The sequence below is a fragment of the Camelimonas sp. FR25 genome, from assembly GCF_059740505.1.
Window position 1 is genome coordinate 1 of sequence record NZ_JCAWFG010000069.1, and the last position, 5852, is coordinate 5852.

The 5852-nt window shown below is 62.4% G+C and carries 2 protein-coding genes and 1 pseudogene; 2 read left to right on the plus strand and 1 reads right to left on the minus strand.

Annotation, left to right across the window (positions count from 1 at the left end):
* Nucleotides 1-1210: 1210 nt before the first annotated feature.
* Nucleotides 1211-2563: a class I SAM-dependent methyltransferase gene (locus AC6A67_RS07875; RefSeq protein WP_498036000.1), complete on the plus strand. Its 1353-nt coding sequence runs from the start codon at nt 1211-1213 to the stop codon at nt 2561-2563.
* 345 nt (nt 2564-2908) lie between these two features.
* Complete coding sequence (locus AC6A67_RS07880; RefSeq protein WP_498036001.1) at nt 2909-5197, plus strand: Orn/Lys/Arg family decarboxylase; 2289 nt, start codon at nt 2909-2911, stop codon at nt 5195-5197.
* 565 nt (nt 5198-5762) lie between these two features.
* On the opposite strand, the pseudogene AC6A67_RS07885 reads toward AC6A67_RS07880, so the two are convergent.
* Nucleotides 5763-5852: pseudogene (locus AC6A67_RS07885) on the minus strand (IS5/IS1182 family transposase); the annotation flags it as partial.

The following is a 5852-nucleotide window of genomic DNA, read 5'->3' on the forward strand; positions in this document are numbered from 1 at the left end:
GAGAGGCCGTTCGGATGTCAACGTCCAGGCGACAAAAATCCTTCCGTTCCGGAGGGGTCCTGTTCGGACGCCGCCCAGACGAGCTGGATGCGCATAGCTAAGCCGCTGATTGTGCGGCCGGTTTTCATGTTAGCGCCTTTTGTGCGTCTGTGGAAGAGCTGCATGGTGAACGAGTTGACGCCATTGGGCGCCAAGCTCGGCTTTCGCCGGGCGGGGTGTGCAATCCCATACGACGCGGGTCCATGAGCCCATGAGACCGAAACGCGCGGCGACTGCGCAGGCTGGCGTCAAATTTAGCCGCGTTCGCCGACCCGTCAGGCGCTCGTCACGGTTCCACTGCGGATTATGCCACCGATGTGTTGAACGGCGGAGTTGTACTGTATTTGGCTGCGCAGCTCAGAGGCCGCGCTTCTGGCCGAGTGGCATCGTGGCTGCAAGGGTGAATGCGACATCTGCCTGTCGCCGCGGACCAGTGCGCCGGCCATTAGACGCGACCACATCGTCGGGATGGAAGCTACCGATTACCAGATCGTCGTGGCGCGCCGGGGCCTCATCGACCGTCTGCCGGTTGCGCGACTGTACCCTACAATGATTGCGACTATGCCGTAGCCCATGCGGCGCATGCCCGATGCCAGGACAGGTGGGTTGGAAGTTTCCGGCCCGCCGTCTTCTATATCGCGAGCATTGATCCTGCCCGCCATGGCTGGAGCAGGCCGATGACTGCGGTCGTCAACGTGATTTTATCAGCGCACCTACGGCCGATCACACAGAGGCACTAACACCCCCGTATGCCCTGCGCCCGCCAACCGGAGATCTTCGCCTGTTGGCGCGTGGTGCGCCAGGCCATCACCAGCATGCTCGCCCGCTCAACCCGCCAGCCCCCCATCAGATGGCTCGTATCTGCGCTTGCGCACCAATGCACGCCACTTACCTCTGAGCCCCAGCGTAGCGCCGCCCTATCAGCAGGTGATCTGGTGGCGCGCAGCATATCCACGCCGGCAGATTTCCGGGATGGGGTTCGCGGCAGCTGCGTTGATTGCCGACGCGCCAGTGGAGCTGCGCCTCACAACCGGCGGCGTTGGGCCTGACGGCGACGTGATGGGACGATTGAAGGGCGCGGGGTTTTGCACCGACGCCGCATATGCTGAACTGTGGCCTGAAGATAATGGGCGACGTGCAGGCAACAGGCGCGCCCCGACAGGGAGCATGCATGTCGGCACAGAAGCGACTGGCGAGTCTCAAGCAACTGCTCGCCCACGTCCGCGATCGCCTCAGGCTGGAGCCAGGCTTTATCCTGTGGGACGGCGCCCGGGTGCCGGCCGAATTGCCAGATGACGGCCTCGCGATCTGGATTGGCGATGAAGGCGTCATCGCTGCGCTGATCCGCAAGCCTTCCGTCAACACCCTCGCCAATTTGTGGGCCGCCGGGCGCATCGATATCCGTAATGGCGACGTGTTCGATCTGGTGGCGGCAAGGCCCGCTGTCCGCACCCGCGCCTTCCGCCGCTCGCTCGACCGCATGCTGGCGCTGAAGACAGCCGGGCAATTCCTGCTCGTGTCGCGGGGCGGACCGTGGCCGCTGGAGGAGATCGCCCAGACCGCGCCATCAGATGGCGACGCCGGCGAGAACCGCAAGAACATCAGCTATCATTACGACGTCTCCAACTATTTCTATCGCCTGTTTCTCGACGAACGCATGGTCTACACCTGCGCCTATTTCCGCGACGCCGCGGCTACGCTGGAACAGGCGCAATTCGACAAGCTGGAGATGACCTGCCGGCGGCTGCGCCTGAAACCGGGCGAGCAGTTTCTGGACATTGGTTGCGGCTGGGGCGCGCTGATGGCGCACGCCGCAACCCGTTTTGGCGTCACCGCCCATGGCGTCACCCTGTCGGAGCAACAGGCCGAACTGGCGCGCGCCCGCTTCGCCGCCCTCGGGATCGCCGATCGCTGCACCGTGGAGCTGCTCGACTACAGCAAGCTCGAAGGCCACGAGCGCTTCGACAAGATCGCCTCGCTTGGCATGATCGAACATGTGGGGATCAGCAATTATCCGACCTACTTCGGCACGATGCACCGGCTGCTGAAACCAGGCGGGCTGTTTCTCAACCATGGCATCACCCGCCCCGGCAAGAGCGCCACGCGTAAGAAAAAGCGCGCCGACTTCGCTGCCCTCACCCGATACATATTTCCCGGCGGCGAGCTGGACAGTCTGAGCGGCACGCTGACCGCCATGGAGCGCGGCGGGTTTGAAATTCGCGACGTCGAATGCTGGCGCGAGCATTACATGCGCACCTGCCGCATCTGGCACGACCGGCTCAAGGCCAGCCAGGAGGCGGCGGTCGCCGACGTGGGGAACGTCAAATATCGCGTCTGGCTGATGTACCTCGCCGCCTGCTCTATCGCCTTTGAGCGTAATAATGTCGGCTTGTATCAGACGCTCGGCGAAAAGCGCCGCAAGGGCCCTTCAGGCTTGCCGCCTGGCCGCGACGATCTGTATCGCGACTGGCCACAGCCTGAGACGCCCGATCGACAATCGCCCGCGACAATGGTGCCGTGCTGACGCATTGTCTGGCTAAAGCCCTTTGTCAGTAGATGCGCCGGTCTCATTGAACCGCACTTTCAACGGGCGCTCTTGATCCGCCCCGCCAGGCGGCGGAGCCTCACCGCCGCAGGCCATCGACCCCTCGCCAGAGCTCAGGCGTCCTGTGTCCCACTTCCATCGCCGTCCGTCATGCAAGCTTGTCGGGGCCATGTCATGAGTGGCGTAGGCCGACGTTCTGGATCGCCGCCCTGTGGCGACGGAGACGACTTGTCGCGGCAAGGCCCAGGGACGCCCCAGGCCCTTGACGCAGCGGCCCCCGCCCTCAACAAGGGACCGGCGTTTCCGGCCCCGGAAGGAATCCTGATGAAGTTTCGCTTTCCTATCGTCATCATCGATGAGGATTTCCGCTCCGAGAACACGTCAGGGCTCGGCATCCGGGCGCTGGCGGAGGCGATTGGCAAGGAAGGCTTCGAGGTCCTGGGCGTCACCAGCTATGGCGATCTCTCCCAGTTCGCCCAGCAGCAGAGCCGCGCCTCGGCCTTTGTGTTGTCGATTGACGACGAGGAGTTCAGCTCGGGGCCCGAAGATGACGACGTGGTGGTGAAGCTGCGCGAGTTCATCGAAGAGGTGCGCTGGAAAAACGCCGAGGTGCCCATCTTCCTGCATGGCGAGACCAAGACGTCGCGGCATCTGCCCAATGACATCCTGCGCGAACTGCACGGCTTCATCCATATGTTTGAGGACACGCCGGAGTTTGTCGCCAAGCACATCATCCGCGAGGCCAAGGCGTATCTGGAGGGCATCCAGCCGCCCTTCTTCAAGCAATTGCTCGATTACGCCGAAGACGGCTCCTACTCCTGGCACTGCCCGGGCCATTCGGGCGGCGTCGCCTTCCTGAAGAGCCCGATCGGCCAGATGTATCACCAGTTTTACGGTGAGAACATGCTGCGCGCCGACGTGTGCAACGCGGTCGAAGAGCTTGGCCAGCTGCTCGACCACAATGGCGCCATCGGCGCCTCAGAACGCAATGCGGCGCGGATCTTCAACGCCGACCACTGCTTCTTCGTCACCAATGGCACCTCGACCTCTAACAAGATGGTGTGGCACCACACGGTGGCGCCGGGCGACGTGGTGGTGGTGGATCGCAACTGCCACAAATCCATCCTGCACTGCATCATCATGACCGGCGCCATTCCGGTGTTTCTGCGCCCGACGCGCAATCACTGGGGCATTATCGGCCCGATCGCGCATTCCGAATTTGAGCCGGAATCGATCCGCGCCAAGATGCGCGATAACCCGCTGCTGGCGGGGATGGATGTCGACGCCATCCGTCCGCGCATCATGACGCTGACCCAGTCGACCTATGACGGCGTTCTGTACAACACCGAAGAGATCAAACGGATGCTCGACGGCTACGTCGATAATCTGCACTTCGATGAGGCATGGCTGCCGCACGCCGCCTTCCACCCGTTCTATGGCGCCTATCACGCCATGGGCCGCAAGCGGAAACGCACCCGCCATTCGGTGACCTACGCCACCCAGTCGATCCACAAATTGCTGGCTGGCATCAGCCAGGCCAGCCACGTGCTGGTGCAGGATTCTGAAGAGACCAAGCTCGACAGGCATCTGTTTAACGAAGCCTATCTGATGCACACCTCGACCTCACCGCAATATTCGATCATCGCCAGCTGCGACGTTGCGGCGGCGATGATGGAGCCGCCGGGCGGCACGGCGCTGGTCGAGGAGAGCATTCTTGAGGCGCTCGATTTCCGCAGAGCCATGCGCAAGGTCGAGGCAGAATTCGGCGAGAGCGACTGGTGGTTCCGGGTGTGGGGCCCGGATGAGCTGACCGAGGAAGGCATCGGCCACACCCGCGACTGGGTGCTGCGTCACACCGATTCCGAGGGCGTGCAGCGCGACGGCGAAGATAGCTGGCATGGCTTTGGCGACATGGCGCCGGGCTTCAACATGCTCGACCCGATCAAGGCGACGATCATCACCCCTGGGCTCGATATCGACGGCCGTTTCGATGCAACCGGCATTCCGGCCTCGATCGTCTCGAAATATCTCGCCGAGCATGGCGTGGTGGTGGAGAAGACCGGCCTCTACAGCTTCTTCATCCTGTTCACCATCGGCATCACCAAGGGCCGCTGGAACACGTTGCTCGCCGCCCTGCAGCAGTTCAAGGATGATTATGACCGCAACCAGCCGCTGTGGCGGGTGATGCCGAAGTTCTGCGCCAAGCATCCGCGCTATGAGCGCATGGGCCTGCGCGACCTCAGCCTGCATGTGCATGCGCTTTACGCCAAATATGACGTGGCGCGGCTGTCGACCGAGATTTATCTCAGCGACCACCATCCGGCGATGACGCCAACCGAGGCCTTTTCCCACATCGCCCGGCGCAAGATCCAGCGCGTGCCCATAGACGACCTGGAGGGCCGCATCACCACGTCGCTGGTCACACCCTATCCGCCGGGGATTCCGCTGCTGGTGCCAGGCGAAGTGTTCAACACCAAGATCGTCGACTACCTGCGCTTCAACCGCGATTTCGCCCGCGAATGCCCCGGCTTCGAAACCGACATTCACGGCCTGGTGCAGGAAGTCGGACCCGATGGACAGGTCAGCCATTTTGCCGATTGCGTGGCGGTGTGAGCTCGCGGCGGCGGCGCGTCAAGCCTGGCGCTGTCGACTTTTGTCGGCATTCTTGTCCCGCGCGCAATCTGACGGCAATGGGCTGCCTATGGGCACGTGATCAGGGAGAGCATCTTCGGGCGCCTTTGACCTGGCGCTTTCGCGGCTCAAGTGGCGCCTGTGCCGGACGAGCACCGATGTCTCAATTGAGACTTCGCCGATCACCCACGTCCGGCCGCACCTGCCTGTATCCCTGGAACAGTCGCCGAAGTTTGCCCTCGGTTTCCGATTAGCGAACCAACCCATGCAACCGAAGTGAACATCCCCGATGTAAATGGGGAGGCCTTCTAAGCCTTTAGGCCGGGCGCCGTCGCCCTGGGACTGTGATTGACTGTGCATGCTCCCACAACGGACGCCGGTCTATTTATACGCCAGCCATGCCACCTCCCAAGGGGCTGCGCGAACCACCGAGCGGCGACCCGCAAAGTGACGTACGTCAAAACTCTCGTCTTGGGTCGCCCCTTCAGCTTCTACTCGAGGCGCATCGCATCGCTCAGAGTCTGATTCAAAATTATCCTGTGCGATTTCATGACCTTGCGATGCGTCTTGTGAAGAGCTGGATCGAAGCGATAAACAGCCATGCGGTCGCTGATGCGATGGTTTGCTCGAAGTCTTT